The 17,872-nt window shown below is 58.8% G+C and carries 19 protein-coding genes; 9 read left to right on the top strand and 10 right to left on the bottom strand.

The window, feature by feature from the left end; translation table 11 throughout:
• The 3 genes from K5Q35_RS08710 to K5Q35_RS08720 form a co-directional block, all read right to left on the bottom strand.
• On the bottom strand, nt 1-1,038 hold the full coding sequence (locus tag K5Q35_RS08710) for an efflux RND transporter periplasmic adaptor subunit (RefSeq protein ID WP_259650501.1): 1,038 nt from the start codon (nt 1,036-1,038) through the stop codon (nt 1-3).
• A gap of 278 nt (nt 1,039-1,316) precedes the next feature.
• Nucleotides 1,317-2,699, bottom strand: coding sequence for an endonuclease/exonuclease/phosphatase family protein (locus K5Q35_RS08715; protein WP_220799274.1), 1,383 nt, complete (start codon nt 2,697-2,699; stop codon nt 1,317-1,319).
• A 135-nt stretch (nt 2,700-2,834) separates the two neighbouring features.
• Complete coding sequence (locus tag K5Q35_RS08720) at nt 2,835-3,413, bottom strand: TlpA disulfide reductase family protein (protein WP_220799275.1); 579 nt, start codon at nt 3,411-3,413, stop codon at nt 2,835-2,837.
• A 24-nt stretch (nt 3,414-3,437) separates the two neighbouring features.
• Between K5Q35_RS08720 and argH the strand changes: the two genes are divergently transcribed.
• The 5 genes from argH (at nt 3,438) to K5Q35_RS08745 (ending at nt 9,487) form a co-directional block, all read left to right on the top strand.
• Nucleotides 3,438-4,838, top strand: coding sequence for an argininosuccinate lyase (gene argH, locus K5Q35_RS08725; protein ID WP_220799276.1), 1,401 nt, complete (start codon nt 3,438-3,440; stop codon nt 4,836-4,838).
• A complete protein-coding gene (locus K5Q35_RS08730; protein ID WP_259650502.1) occupies nt 4,838-5,014 on the top strand; it encodes a hypothetical protein in 177 nt (58 codons plus the stop codon). The genes argH and K5Q35_RS08730 overlap by 1 nt, the downstream gene beginning before the upstream one ends.
• Before the next feature lie 168 nt (nt 5,015-5,182).
• On the top strand, nt 5,183-5,491 hold the full coding sequence (locus K5Q35_RS08735; protein ID WP_220799278.1) for a DUF2834 domain-containing protein: 309 nt from the start codon (nt 5,183-5,185) through the stop codon (nt 5,489-5,491).
• A gap of 96 nt (nt 5,492-5,587) precedes the next feature.
• Nucleotides 5,588-6,853, top strand: a complete 1,266-nt coding sequence (gene lysA, locus K5Q35_RS08740; RefSeq protein WP_220799279.1) for a diaminopimelate decarboxylase — start codon at nt 5,588-5,590, stop codon at nt 6,851-6,853.
• Between the two features lie 42 nt (nt 6,854-6,895).
• Nucleotides 6,896-9,487 carry a TIGR02302 family protein gene (locus K5Q35_RS08745; protein WP_220799280.1) on the top strand — a complete coding sequence of 864 codons (2,592 nt, stop codon included), beginning with the start codon at nt 6,896-6,898 and terminating at the stop codon, nt 9,485-9,487.
• A gap of 15 nt (nt 9,488-9,502) precedes the next feature.
• On the opposite strand, the gene K5Q35_RS08750 is transcribed toward K5Q35_RS08745, so the two are convergent.
• Nucleotides 9,503-10,309 carry a zinc-ribbon domain-containing protein gene (locus K5Q35_RS08750; protein ID WP_220799281.1) on the bottom strand — a complete coding sequence of 269 codons (807 nt, stop codon included), beginning with the start codon at nt 10,307-10,309 and terminating at the stop codon, nt 9,503-9,505.
• A gap of 165 nt (nt 10,310-10,474) precedes the next feature.
• Here K5Q35_RS08750 and K5Q35_RS08755 point away from each other — a divergent pair, with 165 nt between their 5' ends.
• From K5Q35_RS08755 to K5Q35_RS08770, 4 genes are read left to right on the top strand one after another with little or no spacing between them, the layout of a single operon-like run.
• On the top strand, nt 10,475-11,152 hold the full coding sequence (locus K5Q35_RS08755; protein ID WP_220799282.1) for a cell division ATP-binding protein FtsE: 678 nt from the start codon (nt 10,475-10,477) through the stop codon (nt 11,150-11,152).
• Nucleotides 11,152-12,042: an ABC transporter permease gene (locus K5Q35_RS08760; RefSeq protein ID WP_013962973.1), complete on the top strand. Its 891-nt coding sequence runs from the start codon at nt 11,152-11,154 to the stop codon at nt 12,040-12,042. Before K5Q35_RS08755 ends, K5Q35_RS08760 begins: the two co-directional genes overlap by 1 nt.
• Nucleotides 12,042-12,773, top strand: a complete 732-nt coding sequence (locus tag K5Q35_RS08765; protein ID WP_220799283.1) for a 1-acyl-sn-glycerol-3-phosphate acyltransferase — start codon at nt 12,042-12,044, stop codon at nt 12,771-12,773. The genes K5Q35_RS08760 and K5Q35_RS08765 overlap by 1 nt, the downstream gene beginning before the upstream one ends.
• Nucleotides 12,757-13,374, top strand: coding sequence for a pyridoxamine 5'-phosphate oxidase family protein (locus tag K5Q35_RS08770; protein ID WP_220799284.1), 618 nt, complete (start codon nt 12,757-12,759; stop codon nt 13,372-13,374). Before K5Q35_RS08765 ends, K5Q35_RS08770 begins: the two co-directional genes overlap by 17 nt.
• 16 nt (nt 13,375-13,390) lie before the next feature.
• Here the strand turns inward: K5Q35_RS08770 and lpdA are convergent, their stop codons facing one another.
• From lpdA to odhB, 6 genes are all read right to left on the bottom strand, one after another.
• The gene (lpdA, locus tag K5Q35_RS08775) at nt 13,391-14,779 is read right to left on the bottom strand and encodes a dihydrolipoyl dehydrogenase (RefSeq protein ID WP_220799285.1); all 1,389 of its coding nucleotides are present in this window, start codon (nt 14,777-14,779) and stop codon (nt 13,391-13,393) included.
• A 94-nt stretch (nt 14,780-14,873) separates the two neighbouring features.
• Nucleotides 14,874-15,263: an MAPEG family protein gene (locus K5Q35_RS08780; RefSeq protein WP_013962969.1), complete on the bottom strand. Its 390-nt coding sequence runs from the start codon at nt 15,261-15,263 to the stop codon at nt 14,874-14,876.
• Nucleotides 15,253-15,528 (bottom strand): hypothetical protein, encoded by a 276-nt coding sequence (locus tag K5Q35_RS08785; RefSeq protein ID WP_013962968.1) that lies wholly within the window; start codon nt 15,526-15,528, stop codon nt 15,253-15,255. Before K5Q35_RS08785 ends, K5Q35_RS08780 begins: the two co-directional genes overlap by 11 nt.
• A 9-nt stretch (nt 15,529-15,537) precedes the next feature.
• Nucleotides 15,538-15,921: an MAPEG family protein gene (locus K5Q35_RS08790; protein WP_220799286.1), complete on the bottom strand. Its 384-nt coding sequence runs from the start codon at nt 15,919-15,921 to the stop codon at nt 15,538-15,540.
• A 74-nt stretch (nt 15,922-15,995) separates the two neighbouring features.
• The gene (locus K5Q35_RS08795) at nt 15,996-16,364 is read right to left on the bottom strand and encodes a hypothetical protein (protein ID WP_220799287.1); all 369 of its coding nucleotides are present in this window, start codon (nt 16,362-16,364) and stop codon (nt 15,996-15,998) included.
• 10 nt (nt 16,365-16,374) lie between these two features.
• Nucleotides 16,375-17,871, bottom strand: coding sequence for a 2-oxoglutarate dehydrogenase complex dihydrolipoyllysine-residue succinyltransferase (gene odhB, locus K5Q35_RS08800; RefSeq protein WP_220799288.1), 1,497 nt, complete (start codon nt 17,869-17,871; stop codon nt 16,375-16,377).
• Between the last annotated feature and the right edge of the window lies 1 nt (nt 17,872).

Below are 17,872 nucleotides of genomic sequence, written 5' to 3' on the forward strand. Positions count from 1 at the left end.
CTAGTTTTCCGCAACCAGCGGTAATTCCACCCGTTCCGGGGTGACCACGCTGCCGGGGCGGGCGCGAATGATGCCTTCGATTACGATCAGTTCGCTGCCGTCGAGCCCTTCGCGTATCACGCGGTAGCCATCAATGCGCGGCCCGGGACGTACAGGGATGGGCGTGACGTTGCCCTCTGCATCCACGCTCATCACGAGGCGTCTGTTTTGGTCCGCGACGATTGCCGCATCGGGCACCAATATACCCTCGTAGGGCAGCGACCCCGGCACGTTGACACGACCAAACAAGCCCGGCGTTAGCACTTCATCGGGGTTGTCCAGAACTGCGCGCACCCGCATCGTACCGGTTTCTGCGTCGATCCTGTTCTCAGAAAAGTCGAGGTATCCGTGGATCGGGGGGATGCTTTCGTCTGACAGGGACACTCTGACCTTCAACTCGCCGCCGCCCTCTTGCAAGGACGCACCGCGCGCGCGCGCATCGCGGGCGTAGGCAAGAAAATAACGCTCATCAATGTCAAAAAAGAAATAGATGGGATCAGAGGATACGATTGACGTAAGCTCTGTCTGATCGGCGAGAACGAGGTTGCCGGGGTCGACATGGGTCTGATCGATCCGGCCTGACATCGGGGCTGTGATTTTAGTGTATTCAAGGTCCAGTTGCGCCAATTCCAACGCTGCCCGCGCTTGCTCAAGCGCCCCTTGTGCGGCGAGATATGCCTCTCTGCGGGAATCGACTGCGCTTTGCGAGATGTTGCCATTCGTAATCAGGGCTTCGGCGCGTTCCAGTTGATCCTGCGTGAAAATATAGGTGGCCTGTGCCACATCGATCTGAGCCTGCGCCTGTCGCAATGCGGTCAGGAATCGGCGTTGGTCAATTGTGTACAAAAGCTGACCTGCTTCGACCCGGCTGCCGTCATCGAAATGCACCGTTTGCAAATACCCCGAAACGCGGGCGCGCACGATCACTTCGCCTTCGGCTTCAAATCGCCCGACAAACTCATCGTCTTCGATGATGGTTTTGACAACGGGGGTTGCCACGGTGACCGGCGGCGGTCCGTTTTGAGCGTTTGCGCTTACTCCGGCAGAAACAACAATGATTGAAAAGAAAAGTCGCGCCAAGAACGGCATAGGGCAGTGCCTCCGGTTATGCGGCGAAGCTAAACCTATCCCACAGCCCGTCAACGCTTTTTCTATTCAATCTGAAACAGCGGGCTGCGGTTGTGTTTTCTAACGGTTGAATCTGGATAAAATACGCACAAGATGCGATTTAGACAACTTACATGGCCCAAATTACGGATAACTACCTTAGCCTTGTCTTATTCTGGCGGCTCTGTTGCGTCGCAAACATCAAGAAATGCATCGGAAAAGTCGCTCGCGAGCTCAACCCACATTGGCAGATGGTCGCTCATTTTATACGTGCGCCAGTTTTTGTAAGATTGCTCAGAGCGTTGCGGCTGATACGTCTCGCGCTCATCCAGACGGTACACGTGGTCGAAAAAGTCAAAGACGTTCGCGCCATGCACCTTTACATGCGCATACCCCCGGCTGCGTTTCGGTTCCCAGAACGCGATTTGGTCGTAGGCTTTTGACTTATCTACATTCGATCCGGGGATTTGCTTTATTTTCTCTGGCACTTCGAAACCGTTTGCCTCCAGAGCCTGCATCGTTTCGTGTTCCGGGCTGATGATGTTGAAGTCACCCAACACGGCAGTCACGACCGCATTTTCGGGGTTCTTTTTCATCTCTTTTGATGCCCGGTTTCCGATGGCCTCGGTTAGTCTGACAATCTCTCTTCGACGCTGCGCCAGCAGTTTGTCGTCTTCGTTTGAGCCAAAGTAGATGTGAACGGTGGCAAGATCGATTTTTAACCACCCTGCCTGAAAGCTAACCAGAAACGGGGTGCGCGCAAACTGCTTGAAACTCTGGTCGAGGGCATTGCCCGGAAACCTGAGCCGGAATGCGTCGCCTTGGACTACGTCCAGTGGAACATCAACGTTCACTTGACCGCGTGTGTTGGGTGGGCGGGTAACCTCGGTGCCTTTTGTTACTGCCAGCCCGCTGCCATCGGGCAGTTGCAGCATCGTGCCGTCGGGCAAAGGAATTTCCACATCCTGATCCAAACGTACTGTGCTGTTCTTGCGCAGGGACCGTGCGCGGTAGATGCCGGATAAATCCGCCCCTGCGGGGAGTTGCAAGGCGATCCCGTTTTCCAGCTTGATACGCTCTCCGAAACTCGCCAGAACCTTCTTGCCTTCGGGCAGCGTCAACTCACCCGCGATGTTGCGAAACCGCACGCGATTTCGGTTGAACATAAAGACCATCCGCTCGCCGTTTCCGGCAGCGCCATCCGTCACATCTGTCGCGATATAATCCCAATCGGGTCCTAGAATATCCAGCAGTTGGGTGAATTCGCGCATGTCATCGCGCACCTCCTGTATGGCGGCAATATCAAAGTTCGAGATGATCTCGGCCATGTAATAAAGCGGCTCATACGTATCGCGCCCGTCGAATTTTGCATTGCCAAACTCGCGGATGTTCCATGTGCCGATGCGAACCGTCCCCATGCGATCTGTATGGGTCGGAAAATGCTCAGCAAGCGCCAAGCGTAGTCGCCGAATACCGGCAAGCGTGCGCTTTCGCAGTACTTCTTCGGGAGAACCAGCGGGGTAGCTTATGCGTAAATTGCTGTAAAACGGCACGGTGCACGCCTCTCAAAAACCAATGGATAGAATATCCATCAGCCTAGAGATATCTGGTCACAGGTCCAATGTTTCCTGAACAGCCGGAGGGCTGTGGGGAATTCTGGTTAAACCGCAGCGCAGCACGCGCATAATTCAGGACGGCGCGCGGGCCAGAATTGTCTCGATGATGGCCTTGGCGTTATCTGATGCCCAATCTGCGTCGCCGCGCAGCCGTGCAACCTCTTTCCCCTCAGGGTCAATCAGAACGGTGATCGGCAGGCCAAAGATCGCCATCTGGCTTGCCAGCGCCTGTTTCGGATCCTGATGGCGCGGCAGGTTATTGATGCCGATCTCTTCGAAGAACTTCTTGATCCCGGTAGGCGAATTGCGTCCGGTCGCGATGGTGAGGACTTCGAAATCATCTCCGCCAAATTCTGTCTGTAATTCAGACAGGTGGGGCATCTCAACCCTGCAGGGCGCACACCATGTGGCCCAGAAATTCAGCAATACATATTTGCCCCGATAGTTTTCCAGCGTCGTCGTGCCTGCGTCATCGGCCAGAAAGAACTCCGCATTCGACGTGTCCTGCGGGGTCGCATGAAACACCAGTTTCTTCATGTCGCCTTCGCGCATTTGTGCTGCGGCCGCAAGATCGGCATGGGCCGCCGTGCCCACGGTGATTGCACCCAAGGAAAGGGCCGTATAAACGAGCGCGGATACCAGTTTTTTCATTTTCCCTCCAAGGGGTGAACACAGATGACAGACACGCAGAACCCGAAATCCTCCAACCAAATGTGGGGCGGCCGTTTTGCCGACGGGCCCGATGCGATTATGGAGGCAATTAATGCCTCAATCGGGTTCGACAAGCGTATGGCTGCACAAGATATTGCAGGGTCGCGTGCGCATGCCGCGATGCTGGGCGCGACAGGCATCGTTGAGCCTAGCGATGCCGAGGCGATGGGGGAAGGGCTTCTCACGGTCTTGTCAGAAATTGAGACGGGAAATTTCGCTTTCTCGACGGCGTTGGAAGACATTCACATGAATGTGGAGGCGCGTCTGAAAGAGATCATCGGTGAACCGGCGGGGCGACTGCACACGGGCCGCAGTCGCAATGATCAGGTCGCCACCGATTTCAAGCTCTGGGTGCGCGATCAGTTGGATGCGTCTGAGGCTGGATTGCTGGCGCTGATCCGTGCGTTGCTGGATCAGGCCGAGGCCGGGGCGGATTGGGTCATGCCCGGTTTCACGCATCTGCAGACAGCCCAGCCTGTGACATGGGGCCATCACATGATGGCCTATGTTGAGATGTTTGGGCGTGACCTTAGCCGTGTGCGCGACGCGCGTGCTCGCATGAACGAAAGCCCGCTGGGGGCGGCAGCGCTTGCGGGTACGTCCTTTCCGATTGACCGCCATATGACCGCAGAAGCGCTGGGGTTTGACCGGCCCGCCGCGAATTCCCTCGATGCGGTGAGCGATCGCGATTTTGCCCTCGAATTCCTGAGCACGGCCAGCATCTGTGCCATGCACCTGAGCCGTTTTGCCGAAGAACTTGTGATCTGGTCCTCCGCACAGTTCCGGTTTGTGGCGCTGTCGGACCGCTTTTCCACCGGTTCTTCGATCATGCCGCAAAAGAAGAACCCGGACGCGGCTGAATTGATCCGTGCCAAGGTCGGTCGCATTTTCGGTGCCAATACGGCGCTGATGATGGTGATGAAGGGCCTGCCGCTGGCCTATTCCAAGGACATGCAAGAGGATAAAGAGCAAGTCTTCGACGCTGCTGATAACCTCATGCTCGCGCTGGCGGCAATGACCGGCATGGTCAGCGACATGACAGCCAACCGCGAAAGCCTCGCGCAGGCGGCGGGTTCGGGGTTCTCAACGGCCACAGACCTTGCGGACTGGTTGGTGCGCGTACTTGGCCTGCCGTTTCGCGAGGCCCATCACATCACCGGTGCGCTGGTTGCGCTGGCCGAAGCGCAGAAATGCGATCTGCCCGATCTGACGCTGGAGGATATGCGTGGGGTGCACGCAGACATCACAGCGGACGTCTTTGATGTGCTCGGGGTGGAAAACTCGGTTCAAAGCCGTATATCTTATGGAGGAACGGCACCCGTTCGGGTGCGCGAACAAATCGCTCGATGGAGGGCACTGATCTGATGACCCGATGTGTCGTGATGTTGATGTTGGCCGGTACACTGGCCGCCTGCGGTGTTGACGGTGAACCGGTGCGCCCGACAGTCGGTGCATCTGTTGCGGTTGGCTCAGGCGGTGTGAATTCGAACGTTGGGGTTGGTTTGAACCAAGGCCCGCTTTCGATATTCTTGGGGCTTTAGACGCTGTGATGATGCGGCTTGCCCTGATCTTGTCCCTTATCCTCGTATCCGGCTGTACTGGTTCGCAGGTCTCGCATCGGCAACCGGTCGCAGAACCTGCGCAAAAAACGGGTGTAAGCATTTCCGGGTACGCGCGGTACGGCGTGGTCAAAAGGGGCTGAACCAGATATGTTGCGTGTCGTTTTCTTTGCACTGGCGATTTGGGGGTCCATTCACCCCATGTATTATTTCATCAGCTGGTTCAACGCCAACGGCTATGACCTGATGGCCATGGTCGATGCATGGCATGTCAACGCCGCGACAAGCGGTTTGGTCTGGGACCTCACGATCGCCGCCGTGGCGCTGACTGTCTGGGTGCTGGCTGAAACTTTCCGCACGCGCCGTTGGCTGGGCCTGATTGCCATCCCTGCAACCTTTTGCATCGGTGTCAGTTGCGGCTTGCCGCTGTATCTGGCACTGCGGATGCAAAATCGCTGAGGGCTGAGGCTGCATATGCAACTGCCTGTTGGGCCGAAACGCCGCGCGCAGCAAAGGCTGATTGATCTTGTCTGCGCTTTTGCGTAGAGCGCGCACATGGATCATTTTCTCTATCGCGATGGCGTTCTGCACGCCGAAGATGTACCGGTGCCCGAGATAGCGGCCACCGTGGGCACGCCGTTTTACCTCTATTCCACCGCAACGCTTTTGAGGCATTTCCGTCTGTTTGATGAGGCGCTTGATGGGATGGACCACCTCGTGTGCTACGCCATGAAAGCGGCCAGCAATCAGGCGATCCTGAAAACCCTCGCACAGGCCGGGGCGGGGATGGACGTGGTGTCGGGCGGTGAGTATCTGCGCGCCAAGGCCGCCGGGGTGCCCGGCGACAAGATCGTGTTTTCAGGTGTCGGCAAGACAGCCGCTGAAATCCGCCTCGCGCTCGAAGGGGGCATTCGACAGTTCAATGTTGAGTCCGAGCCGGAGATGGAGGTGCTGAATGCCACGGCGCTTGCGATGGGTGTCACAGCGCCGATCACCATTCGTGTGAACCCGGATGTCGATGCCAAAACGCATGCAAAGATTGCCACCGGAAAGTCCGAGAACAAATTCGGGATCCCTATTTCGCGCGCCCATGAGGTTTATGCGCTGGCCGCCTCGTTGAAGGGGCTGGAGGTGATCGGCATTGATGTGCATATCGGCAGCCAGTTGACCGATCTGGCCCCGTTTGAAGCCGCCTACGACAAGGTTGCGGAGTTGACCGAGCAATTGCGCGGGCAGGGGCACAACATCCGGCGTCTGGACCTCGGTGGGGGTCTCGGTATTCCTTACGCGCGGGACAATCAGGCGCCGCCTTTGCCGTCCGACTATGGCGCGATGATCAAGCGCAAGCTGGGGCATCTGGGATGCGAGATCGAAATCGAGCCGGGTCGGCTGATCGTCGGGAACGCCGGTATCATGGTCTCTGAGGTGATTTACGTGAAATCCGGTGAAGACCGCGATTTTCTGATCATTGACGGGGCGATGAATGATCTCATCCGCCCGGCCATGTACGAAGCCTATCACGATATCATTCCGGTGGTTGAGCCTGATCCTGGGATTGAACAGGTGAAATTCGATATTGTCGGCCCTGTGTGCGAATCGGGCGATACCTTCGCGCGCGCGCGGGTCATGCCGCCGGTCGCCGCCGGAGAACTCGTCGCCTTTCGCTCTGCGGGTGCATATGGCGCAGTAATGAGCAGCGAGTACAATTCTCGCCCACTTATTCCCGAAGTTTTGGTGCATGAAGATCAATTTGCGGTTATTCGCCCACGTCCAACCTTTGACGAAATGATAAAACGAGATACCATTCCTAATTGGCTCTGATGGACACTATGCATCCGAGCCTTTGGCAACGGAGCATGACATATGGCGTCTTTTTCCCGACATGATGCGGAAAAAACATTAAAATCAGTCAGATGGCCCCTGCGGTTGACGTGGTTGGGACTGCTGACCGAAGCCGTTGTGCACAGTTTCTGGCCATTGCTGACGGTATGTCTGCTTGTCATGTCGGCGCTGATGTTGGGGCTTCAGGATATTGTCGGCGTCGAAATTGTCTGGGGATCAGCGGTAATTTCCGCTCTCTCGGTCATTGCGGCGCTTATTTACGCCGCCCGAAATTTCCGCATGCCGACAAGAGACGATGTGATCCTGAGGCTTGACGCGAGCTTGCCGGGCAGGCCGCTGCAGGCGCTCACGGACACGCAGACCATCGGGTCCGGGGATGCGGCGTCGACGGCAGTCTGGCGCGCGCACCAGACGCGCATGGCTGCGCGGGCGGTATTGGCCAAACCCGTTCCGGCAGATTTACAAACTCCCAAGCGTGATCCTTATGCGCTGCGTTACATGGCGCTGTTGGCGTTCGGCATTGCCCTGTTGTTTGGATCTATATGGCGGGTTGGTTCCGTGTCCGAAATGACTCCCGGTGGGGCCGGTCTTGCCGCAGGGCCGGTCTGGGAAGGGTGGGCCGAAAGCCCGCGCTATACCGGGCGGCCGACCATTTACCTCAACGACATTGACGCGGGCGAATTGGCGGTTCCGGCGGGCAGCTTGATTACAATGCGGATGTACGGTGAGGTCGGCGCGCTGACCCTCTCGGAAACCGTGTCCGGGCGTACAGATGTCGCTGCCGTTTCCGACCCGGCACAGGATTTCATCGTCGTACAGGATGGGGATATCACCATCAGCGGTCCGGGCGGGCGTAGCTGGCAAGTGGTTGTCATTCCGGATCAACCGCCGGAAATTACGGTTCTGTCTGACCCCAGTGCCTCGGCCATGGGTGAGATGACGTTGCCGTTCTATGCGGTCGATGACTATGCGGTAGAGGCCGGAGAGGCGCGGTTTTCGCTTGATCTGGCCTCCGTCGATCGCCGTTACGGTCTGACGATTGACCCTGAACAACGCCCCGAACTCATCGTGCCTTTGCCAATGCCGATTTCCGGCAGCAGAGCCGAATTTGAAGAGAACCTTATCGAGGATTTCTCTGAACATCCTTGGGCAAACCTGCCCGTGCAGGTCAGCCTGTCGGCGCTGGATGGCGCGGAACAGCAGTTTGAAACAGAACCACGTGCCATCGTGCTGCCGGGCCGGCGGTTCTTCGACCCGGTCGCGGCCGCGGTGATAGAAGCGCGGCGCGATCTGTTATGGTCGCGGGCCAATGGGCCATCCATCGCGCAGGTCATGCGCGCGGTGTCCTATGAGCCACAGGACCTGTTCCGTAAAGAGACCGATGCGTTACGCCTGAAGCAGGTCATCAAGGCGCTGGAAATACACGCAAAGCATGGGATTACGGACGAGAAGCAGCAAGAGCTTGCGGATGATATGTGGGACCTCGCGCTGATCCTCGAAGAAGGCGATCTGGCAGATGCCGCTGAGCGGATGCGCCGGGCGCAAGAACGTCTCAATGAGGCGATCAAGAATGGTGCATCGGACGAAGAGATCGCCGAGCTGATGCAGGAGCTGCGCCGCGCGACCGAAGACTACCTGCAGCAATTGTCCCGTCAGGCGCAACGCGACCAGCAGCAACAGCCGCCAGGGCAGCAGGGCGATCAGCAGAATTCGATGCAGATGACACAGGATGATCTGCAACGCATGATGGACCGCATTCAGGAGTTGATGGAGCAAGGGCGCATGGCCGAGGCGCAACAGGCGTTGCAAGAGCTTCAGGAGATGATGGAGAACATGCGCGTCACCCAAGGGCAGCAAGGTCAGGGCGGTCAAAGCCCGGGCGAACAAGCCATGGAGGGTCTGTCGGAAACGCTGCGCGAGCAGCAAGGGCTGAGCGATCAGGCGTTCCGCGATTTGCAGGAACAGTTCAACCCGAATGCACAAGCCGGCGAAAATCAGGGCAACGAAGGCCGCAATGGCGGTCAGGGGCGCGGCACGGAACATGAAGGCGAAGGTCAGGGGCAGGGCGGTGAACAGGACGGACAAGCCCAGAATGGTCAGCAAGGCGAGGGCGGTGCGCAGGGAAGCATTGCAGACCGTCAGCAAGCCTTGCGCGACGAGTTGAGCCGCCAGCAACAGAACCTGCCGGGTGCCGGGACACCTGAAGGGGATGCCGCGCGCGACGCGCTGGATCGGGCCGGGCGTGCGATGGATGGGGCAGAGGATGCACTGCGCCAGAACGATTTGGCGGAGGCGATCGACAATCAGGGTCAGGCCATGGAAGCGCTGCGCGAGGGCATGCGCGCACTTGGCGAAATGATGGCCGAACAACAGCAAAATGGCCAGCCGGGTCAGGGCACGCAAGAAAGCGACCAGCGTGCCGAGAGCCGCGACCCTTTGGGACGTGAGGCGGGCAATTCGGGTGTGCAGGGCGAAAACAGCCCGCTCGCGCTGAACGATGACGCCTATGGGCGCGCGCGCGAATTGCTGGATGAGATCCGCCGCAGGTCAGGCGACACAGAACGGCCTGAGGTCGAACGCGATTATCTGAACCGTCTGCTGGACAGGTTCTAGACGCCGCGCCGCTTGTTAAGGTGTGCTGCTGCTGCCTGAAACCTGATCAAGCCAGGTCAGCAATGCTTTGACCTGAGTGTCCAGCCAGACACGCCACCCGTCGACCGTCTCTACATAGCCCATCAGTGCGGGCTCTGCCTGCGGTATTTGCTGTGCGATCTGCGGTGCGTAAACATAGACCAGCACGAGACCTGCGACCAAGGCGGCGGCAAGAACGAAACCACGCCGGGCGCTTCGTTTTTCCTGCACCTCGATCTGGGCAGTCTGTCCGGGGTCCGTACTGGCAGAGCGATCACTGTTAGAGCGCAGCGTCGAATTTATCTCTTCGATATCCGGTAACAACTCGCGGCGGCTGGATATGGCTGATGATGCGGCTTTTGCAAAGGTTGCCTCATCCTTCTCGGGATTGGGTGCCGGTCGCGTCTTTTGCTCAGCTTTGCTGTTGTCTTGGGTGCGGCGTTTTTGGGGGGCATCGTCAAGGCCGAGGTCAGGTTGGCTTTCAAGGCTGGACTTTTCAGCCTTGCGCGCTTGTGCTTCCAACTCAGCCTCGGCGCGCAACACGTCCTCGACTGCCGGGTCCAGCGCCCGGCGCACCGGAGGCGTGGGCAGTTCGGGCGTCTCTTCCGGTTCTTCGCGGGTCTGTGCAGGTTCCGGTGTTTTTGGCAGATCAAGCGTTTCTGTCGGCGCATCGTCCGGTGCGTTCGGGTGCTCCTGAAACCACGTCTGGCCACAGTTGGAACACTGCACATCGCGGCCATCCAGCGGCATCACATCTTCGGGCACTTCATACTGTGCGTCGCAATTGGGGCAAATCAACCGCATACTGAACCCTGCTGCATGGTTTCCATGGACCTTTTCATTTTGTGACACCCTATGTGACAGGTGTTTCAACGAAAAGTCTTAACTGAGCATAAACTCGGCAAGTGATGCATTGAAACCAGACCAGACCTGAGGCACAAGAGCCTCAGGCAAGGACCCGGAGGTCACGTGATCGAGCTGGACAACGTCGCTTATAGTTATAGTGGTGGCGCATTATTTTCGGATATATCCCTTACACTTGCGCCGGGCTCTTTTCATTTTCTGACAGGTCCGTCAGGGGCAGGAAAGACCACGTTGCTCAAGCTGTGTTACGGCGCTTTGTTGCCGTCGGTCGGGCAGGTTAGCGCCTTTGGCGCAGATCTCGCAGGTCTTGATCGCGGACAGATGGCCCTGTTGCAAAGGCGCGTCGGTGTTGTGCATCAGGATTGCCAGTTTCTGGATCATCTGTCGGTGGCGGAGAACATTGCACTACCGCTGCATGTGACCGGGCGTGGGGCAGAGGGTGCGCATGACGACTTGATCGAGCTCATGGGCTGGGTGGGCCTGACCCACCGCGCCACGGCAATGCCGCCAGAGCTTTCAGGGGGCGAACGCCAACGTGCGGCTCTGGCACGCGGGGTGATCATGTCACCCGACGTGATCATCGCGGATGAGCCGACCGGCAACGTCGACTGGGAGATGTCACAGCGTCTTTTGCGCCTGCTGATCGAATTGAACAAAATGGGTAAAACAGTGCTGATCGCGACCCATGACCTCAGCCTGATCCGGGCGGCGAAATCTCAGATTCAGGCCCGTGTGCTGCGGATTGCAAACAATCGGGTGCAGCTTTCCGGGGCGGATCTGTGATGGGCGTCAAGGAAATACTGCTGGGGGATCGCGGCGCTGACCGCGTTGTGCCACCCTCAGGGGTCACGGCGCAGCTTATCGTCTTTGCTTCGGGTGCCATGGCCTTTCTGGCGGTGTTCGCACTGGCCCTCAGCCTTGCATCTGGCCGGTTGGCGGCGCGCTGGGGGGATGAGTTGGCGCAATCTGCCACCATCCGCATTGTTGCCCCGTCAGAGCAATTGCAAGACCAGACAGCACTGACGCTGCGCATCCTTGAAACCACGGCTGGCGTTGCCTTTGCCCGCGCGCTGGATGTTGAAGAACAACGCGCTCTGCTGGCGCCATGGTTCGGGCCTGAACTGGACATTGATACTCTGCCGGTGCCGCAACTGATCGAAGTCATTCAGGAAGACAGTGGCTTTGACGCGGCGGGTTTGCGGCTGCGACTGGCGGCCGAGGTGCCGGGGGCAGTTTTTGACGATCATACACAATGGCGCGCGCCACTGGTGCAATCGGCGAACCGCCTCAAGGCGCTTGGCGTCGTGTCGGTGCTGCTGTTGGCCGTTACCATGGCGGCCATGGTGACGTTGGCGGCCAATGCGGCGCTGGCGGCAAATGCGCAAGTCATTCGCGTGCTGCGATTGGTGGGGGCGACCGACCAGTTTATTGCGCGTGCTTTTATCCGCCGATTTACGCTGCGGGCTGTGGCCGGTGCCGCTGGTGGTATGGTGCTGGGCATGGGGGCGGTGTTGCTTTTGCCGCCCGCCTCGGATGCGGGCGGATTTCTCACTGGTCTTGGGTTTCAGGGCGCTCAGTGGCTCTTGCCGCTGTTGATCCCGGCCCTTGCTGCTGCTGTGGCCTTCAGCGCAACGGGCTGGGCCGCCCGCCGCGTCCTCAAGGAGTTGTCGTGATGTTTCAATACCTGCGATCCGTGCTGTTCATTGCGCAAATGTATATTGCGATGCCGATGATTGGTTTGTTGTTCGCGCCTTGGGCATTGGTGGACAAACGCGGTGCCTTTGCCGCTTGCAAAGGCTATTCGCGCTATGTGTTCTGGACGGCGAAGTGGATGGTCGGGCTGCGTTGCGAAGTGCGCGGGACGCCGCCTGAGGGCGAGGCGCTGATCGCGGCCAAGCATCAGTCGTTCCTTGATATCATGATGATCTTTACCGCCTTGCCCTCGGCGAAATTCATCATGAAAAAGGAGATACTCTATACGCCTATCATCGGGCTTTATGCGCGGCGTCTGGACTGTGTATCGGTGGATCGCGGCAAACGTGGCGCGGCCATCGAAAAGATGGTGGCGGATGTGCAAGCCGGGCGCAGCACGCCGGGACAGCTGATCATTTATTCGCAAGGCACGCGTGTCCCGCCGGGTGAAAAGCGCCCGTATAAGGTGGGGACGGGCATTCTTTACGAACAGTTGGGTCAGCCATGTGTGCCTGTGGCCACCAATGTGGGGGTCCTTTGGCCCAAACACGGGCTGTTGCGCAAACCGGGGGTGGCGGTGGTTGAGTTTTTGCCGGTGATCGAGCCGGGCCTGCCGCGTGATGCGTTTATGAAACAGTTGGAAAACGTGGTTGAGACACGTTCCGATGCTTTGATGGCAGAAGCGGGGTTTGGGGATGGAAACGACACCTAGCCGGATCGCCAGCGTTGCGGCGCTGGAGTCGCTTTATGGCACGCCCGGCGCCCCTGCGCTGCGCAAAGTGGCGCGCCGGATGACACCGCTTTATCGCCGTTGGATCATGGCCTCAAAGCTCTGCGTGCTGAGCACGGTGGGGCCAGCGGGAACCGACGGCAGCCCGCGCGGGGATGACGGCCCTGTGGTGCAGGAACTGGACCCCGGAACGCTGCTGATGCCCGATTGGCGGGGCAACAACCGGTTGGATTCGCTGCGCAATATCGTACAGGACGGGCGCATGTCGCTGATGTTCGTGGTGCCGGGGTCGCATAATGTGGTGCGTGTAAATGGCACGGCGTGGCTGAGCAACGACGCTGACTTGCGCGCGCGGTTTGAGCGGCAAGGGCGTCAACCTGCGACTGTCATCGTTGTTGAGATTGCGGAGATTTACACCCAATGCGCCCGGGCGTTGATGCGTGCGGGGCTGTGGTCTGGTGAGGATCTGTCCGAAGATGTGCCCACCGTTGGCGAGATCCTGTCGGAAATGACCGACGGGGCCGAGGGTGGCACCGCCTATGATCAGGCATGGGGCGCGCGGGCCGCTAAAACCATGTGGTAGCCCGCGCGCGTCCTGATCACATGTGAATTGCGCCGCTACCGCAGGCCAGTGCGGCCTCACGGACCGCTTCGGAGTAGGTGGGATGCGCATGGCAGGTCATGGCGAGGTCCTCGGCGGAGGCGCCGAATTCCATGGCCACGCAGATTTCGTGGATCAGATCACCTGCCGCCGGGCCGACGATATGTGCGCCCAAGATGCGGTCAGTTTCTTTGTCGGCGATGATTTTAACAAACCCGTCGCCCGCAAAATTCGCCTTGGCGCGCCCATTGCCCATAAAGCTGAATTTGCCGACCTTATAGGCATGGCCGGCTTCCTTGAGGTTTTCCTCGGTCATGCCGACGTTCGCCACTTCGGGGTGGGTGTAGATGACGCCGGGGATCACGCTGTAGTTCACGTGCCCATGTTTGCCTGCGACCTGTTCGGCGGCGGCCATGCCTTCGTCCTCGGCTTTATGTGCCAGCATCGGGCCGTCGATCACGTCGCCGATCGCATAGATGCCGGCCACATTGGTTTCCCAATGGGCGCTGACCTCGATTTGTCCCCGCGCAGACATCTTGACGCCCAGCGTGTCCAGACCCAGCCCTTCGGTGAAGGGTTTGCGGCCCGTGGCCACCAGAACCACATCGGCATCCAGCACATGTTCGCTGTCATCCTTGCGCAGCTTGTAGTGTACTTTCGCCTTGGTCTTGAGGCTTTCTGTCTTTTGCACAGCCGCGCCCATGATGAATTTAAGGCCCTGTTTTTTAAGCGTTCTTTGGAAGGTTTTTTGGACCTCTGCGTCCATTCCGGGGGTGATCGCGTCGAGGTATTCGACCACCGTGACCTCAGCACCGAGGCGCGCATAGACCGATCCCAGTTCCAGCCCGATCACGCCTGCACCGATCACCACCATCTTTTTTGGGATCTTCGCCAGTTCCAGTGCCCCGGTTGAGGTCACGACGGTTTTTTCATCCACCTCTACACCCGGCAACGAGGCGGGTTCGGAGCCTGAGGCGATGATGATATTCTTGGCTTCATGCACCTCGTCCCCGACCTTGACTTTGCCGGCCTCAGGGATCGATCCCCAGCCTTTCAGCCAGTCGATCTTGTTCTTTTTGAACAGAAATTCGATGCCCTTGGTGTTCTGGCCGATGGTGTCTTCTTTATAGGACATCATCTTTTTCCAATCGACGGACGGGCTTTTACCCATCAGCCCCATGGCGGCGAAATTATGCTCTGCCTCATGCAGCATATGGCTCGCGTGCAGGAGCGCTTTGGACGGTATACAACCGACATTCAGACAGGTGCCGCCCAGCGTGTCGCGTCCTTCGACGCAGGCCACTTTCAGACCCAGTTGCGCGCAGCGAATGGCGCAGACATAGCCGCCGGGGCCTGAGCCGATGATGATCACGTCGTAGCTGGCCATGGTATTTTCCTTTGTTTTCAGGCGTCGGTATCGTGTCGGTGACACGTCGGTATTACGTCGGTGCGCAGGTGGCGCGGTTGGGCATAAACTGGCATCAAATAAGTCCCGCAATCAACAGTGCGGTTGTCGCGGCGACGCCGATCATCCAGATGACCGAACGCCATGGGCTGAGACCGAAGGCATAGGCGGGCACGTAAGCGATGCGCGCAGCCAGATAGACCCAGGCGCAGGCGGCGGTAAAGCCTGTGGACTGCCCTGAGATCGAGACAACCCCCACGGCAATCGAAAAGAGGATCAGCCCTTCGAAGTGGTTGTTCATCGCCCGCTGCAAACGAGCTGCAACGCCGGTGAGATGCACCGGCGTGTCGCGCGGCCCAAAGGCCGTTTTGGCATCAATCTGCATATTGCCCGCCACCGAATAGGCCCCCATCTGGGCCACCTGCAACAGCGCTGCGAGGGCAAGGACCGTCAGTTCAGGTGTCATCGTTTCGGCCTCGTTCCTGTGCGCGCAGATACAGCGCGACGCCCCATGCAGATGTGGCGTAAAGCACGGCAAACCCGGTACCTGTGGCAGAGGCACCCAGAATGATGGCCTTGGTATGGATCAACAGGGCCAGCAGGGTCATGACAGCTGCGATCCGAACCGCGGCTGTTGCGGGCGTTTCAATGCAAAACGCGATGAAGCGCAAGACAGGTTTCAGCAGCGGGGATGCAGGTGGTTCTGGCGGCGTTGATGATTGGGTTGTCACGTGGCCCCCTCAAAGTGACAGGAAGTATAAGAGTGCAGTTGACAGCAAGCCAACCGTCCACGCAAGGCTGCGGATGCCCGTGAGCCCGAAGGCATAAGCGGGCAGGTAGACGAGACGCGCGAGCAGGAATGCCTGACAGGCGAGAAGCGACTGGTTGGTGGCGCTGTCGGTGACAACGATCAGCAGGACAGCAGGCGCGAAAAGCACCATCGCGTGGATCGAGTTGTGCAGTGCGCGTTCCAGCCGCCCCGCGATGCCGGACACTGTGCGCCCTTCATCGCGCGACCCCAACAAGTAGCCCATGCCAAGCTGCGTCATCGCACCTGTCGCCTGCAGGATCAGGGTGAGGATGACCAGAAGGCCGTAGAGGGCGAGGATGGTGAGTTCGGTCATTTTTTCAGGTTCCTTTGAGTTTAATGGCCTGAATCATTCCGTCTGGGGTATGAAAAGTGAAGCGCTGCAACACGCTACAACGGTCTCAGTGTGTAGCCATCGCTGGTCTCGAAATTGTCTTCGCCCACTCTGTAAACAGCGACACATTTTTCTTTACCCGACTCGACGATTTCCAGAGTGATACAAACATCGTCGCCGACGATACGCCAGGAACCACGTTGTATGGGGCTCGCCGGCGACAGGAAGTTCAGAGTACCGTCTTCCTGGATGTCAATTGTGCCCCAGTAGAGATATGAGCCGCGATCGCGGCCACTATATTTAAAGCTTTGCCCGACAAGGTTTGAGCGGAGTTCATCACCGGAGAGCGGATCGGCAGAGCGTTGCGTACAGGCCGCAAGCAACACGATTGCTGTAAATGTACAGTATTTAAAGAAGCTTTTCATTTTATTATCCTTATAGGTCCATCAACAAACGCCGTGGGTCTTCCAGCGCTTCTTTCACGCGCACGAGGAAGGTCACAGCGCCTTTGCCATCCACGATCCGGTGGTCATAGCTGAGCGCCAGATACATCATCGGGCGGATCACCACCTGGCCGCCGATGGCCATCGGGCGGTCCTGAATTTTATGCATGCCGAGGATGCCCGACTGCGGTGGGTTCAGGATCGGCGAACTCATCAGCGAGCCGTAAACACCGCCGTTCGAGATCGTAAACGTCCCGCCCTGCATTTCGGCCATCGACAGCTTGCCGTCGCGCGCGCGCGCGCCTTTCTCGGCAATCGCCTGTTCGATGGCATGGAACGACATGGCGTCCGCATCGCGAATGACCGGCACCACAAGGCCCGTGGGCGTGCCCGCCGCGATCCCCATATGGACGAAGTTCTTGTAGACGATATCCGTGCCGTCAATCTCTGCGTTGACCTCGGGCACCTCGCGCAGGGCGTGGCAGCAGGCCTTTGTAAAGAAAGACATAAAGCCCAGTTTGACACCATGCTTTTTAAAGAACAGGTCTTTGTATTCGTTGCGCAGGGCCATCACCTCGGTCATGTCGACCTCGTTGTAGGTGGTGAGCATGGCAGCGGTGTTCTGGCTGTCCTTGAGGCGCTTGGCGATGGTCTGGCGCAGGCGCGTCATCTTGACCCGTTCTTCGCGGCTGGCGTCATCCGCAGAGACAGGCGCGCGCGGGGCCGCGGGGGCCGCTGCGGGGGCAGGGGCCGCATTGGCCGCAGCTATGGCGCTGCTGACGTCTTCTTTCATAATACGCCCGTCGCGACCTGAGCCTGTCACCTGATCAGGACTTATTCCGGCCTCTGCCATTGCTTTTTTGGCGGAAGGCGCGTCTTCGACGTCCTTGCTGCCACTTGCAGGGGCCGCTGCGGCGGCAGGGGCGGGTGCTGACGCCGGGGCGGCGGATGCACCGTCGCCCGAAGACAGGAGCGCCAGTTTGCCACCAGCCTGAATGGTTGCGCCTTCAGCGGCCAGTATTTCCGTCAAGACACCTGAGGCAGGTGCGGGGACCTCGACACTGACCTTGTCGGTTTCCAATTCGCACAGCATTTCGTCCTGCGCCACGCTGTCGCCGACGGCCTTGAACCATGTGCTGACGGTAGCCTCGGTCACGGATTCGCCCAATGTGGGGACCATGACATCGACAGACGCGGATGCGGCAGCCGGTGCGGCGGCGGCGGGTTTTTCGGCGGGGGCAGCCGCTGTGGCCCCTTCCGCGATTGTCGCGAGCAACGCATTTACGCCGACGGTATCGCCTTCGGCGGCAACGATTTCACCCAATGTGCCAGCGATGGGAGAGGGCACTTCGACCGTGACCTTATCCGTTTCCAACTCGCAGAGCATTTCGTCCACGGCCACAGCCTCACCGGGTTTCTTGAACCAGGTGGCCACGGTGGCCTCGGTCACGGATTCGCCCAATGTCGGTACGCGTACTTCAGTGGTCATT

The organism is Roseobacter sp. OBYS 0001 (genome assembly GCF_019654895.1).
Classification (GTDB): domain Bacteria; phylum Pseudomonadota; class Alphaproteobacteria; order Rhodobacterales; family Rhodobacteraceae; genus Roseobacter; species Roseobacter litoralis.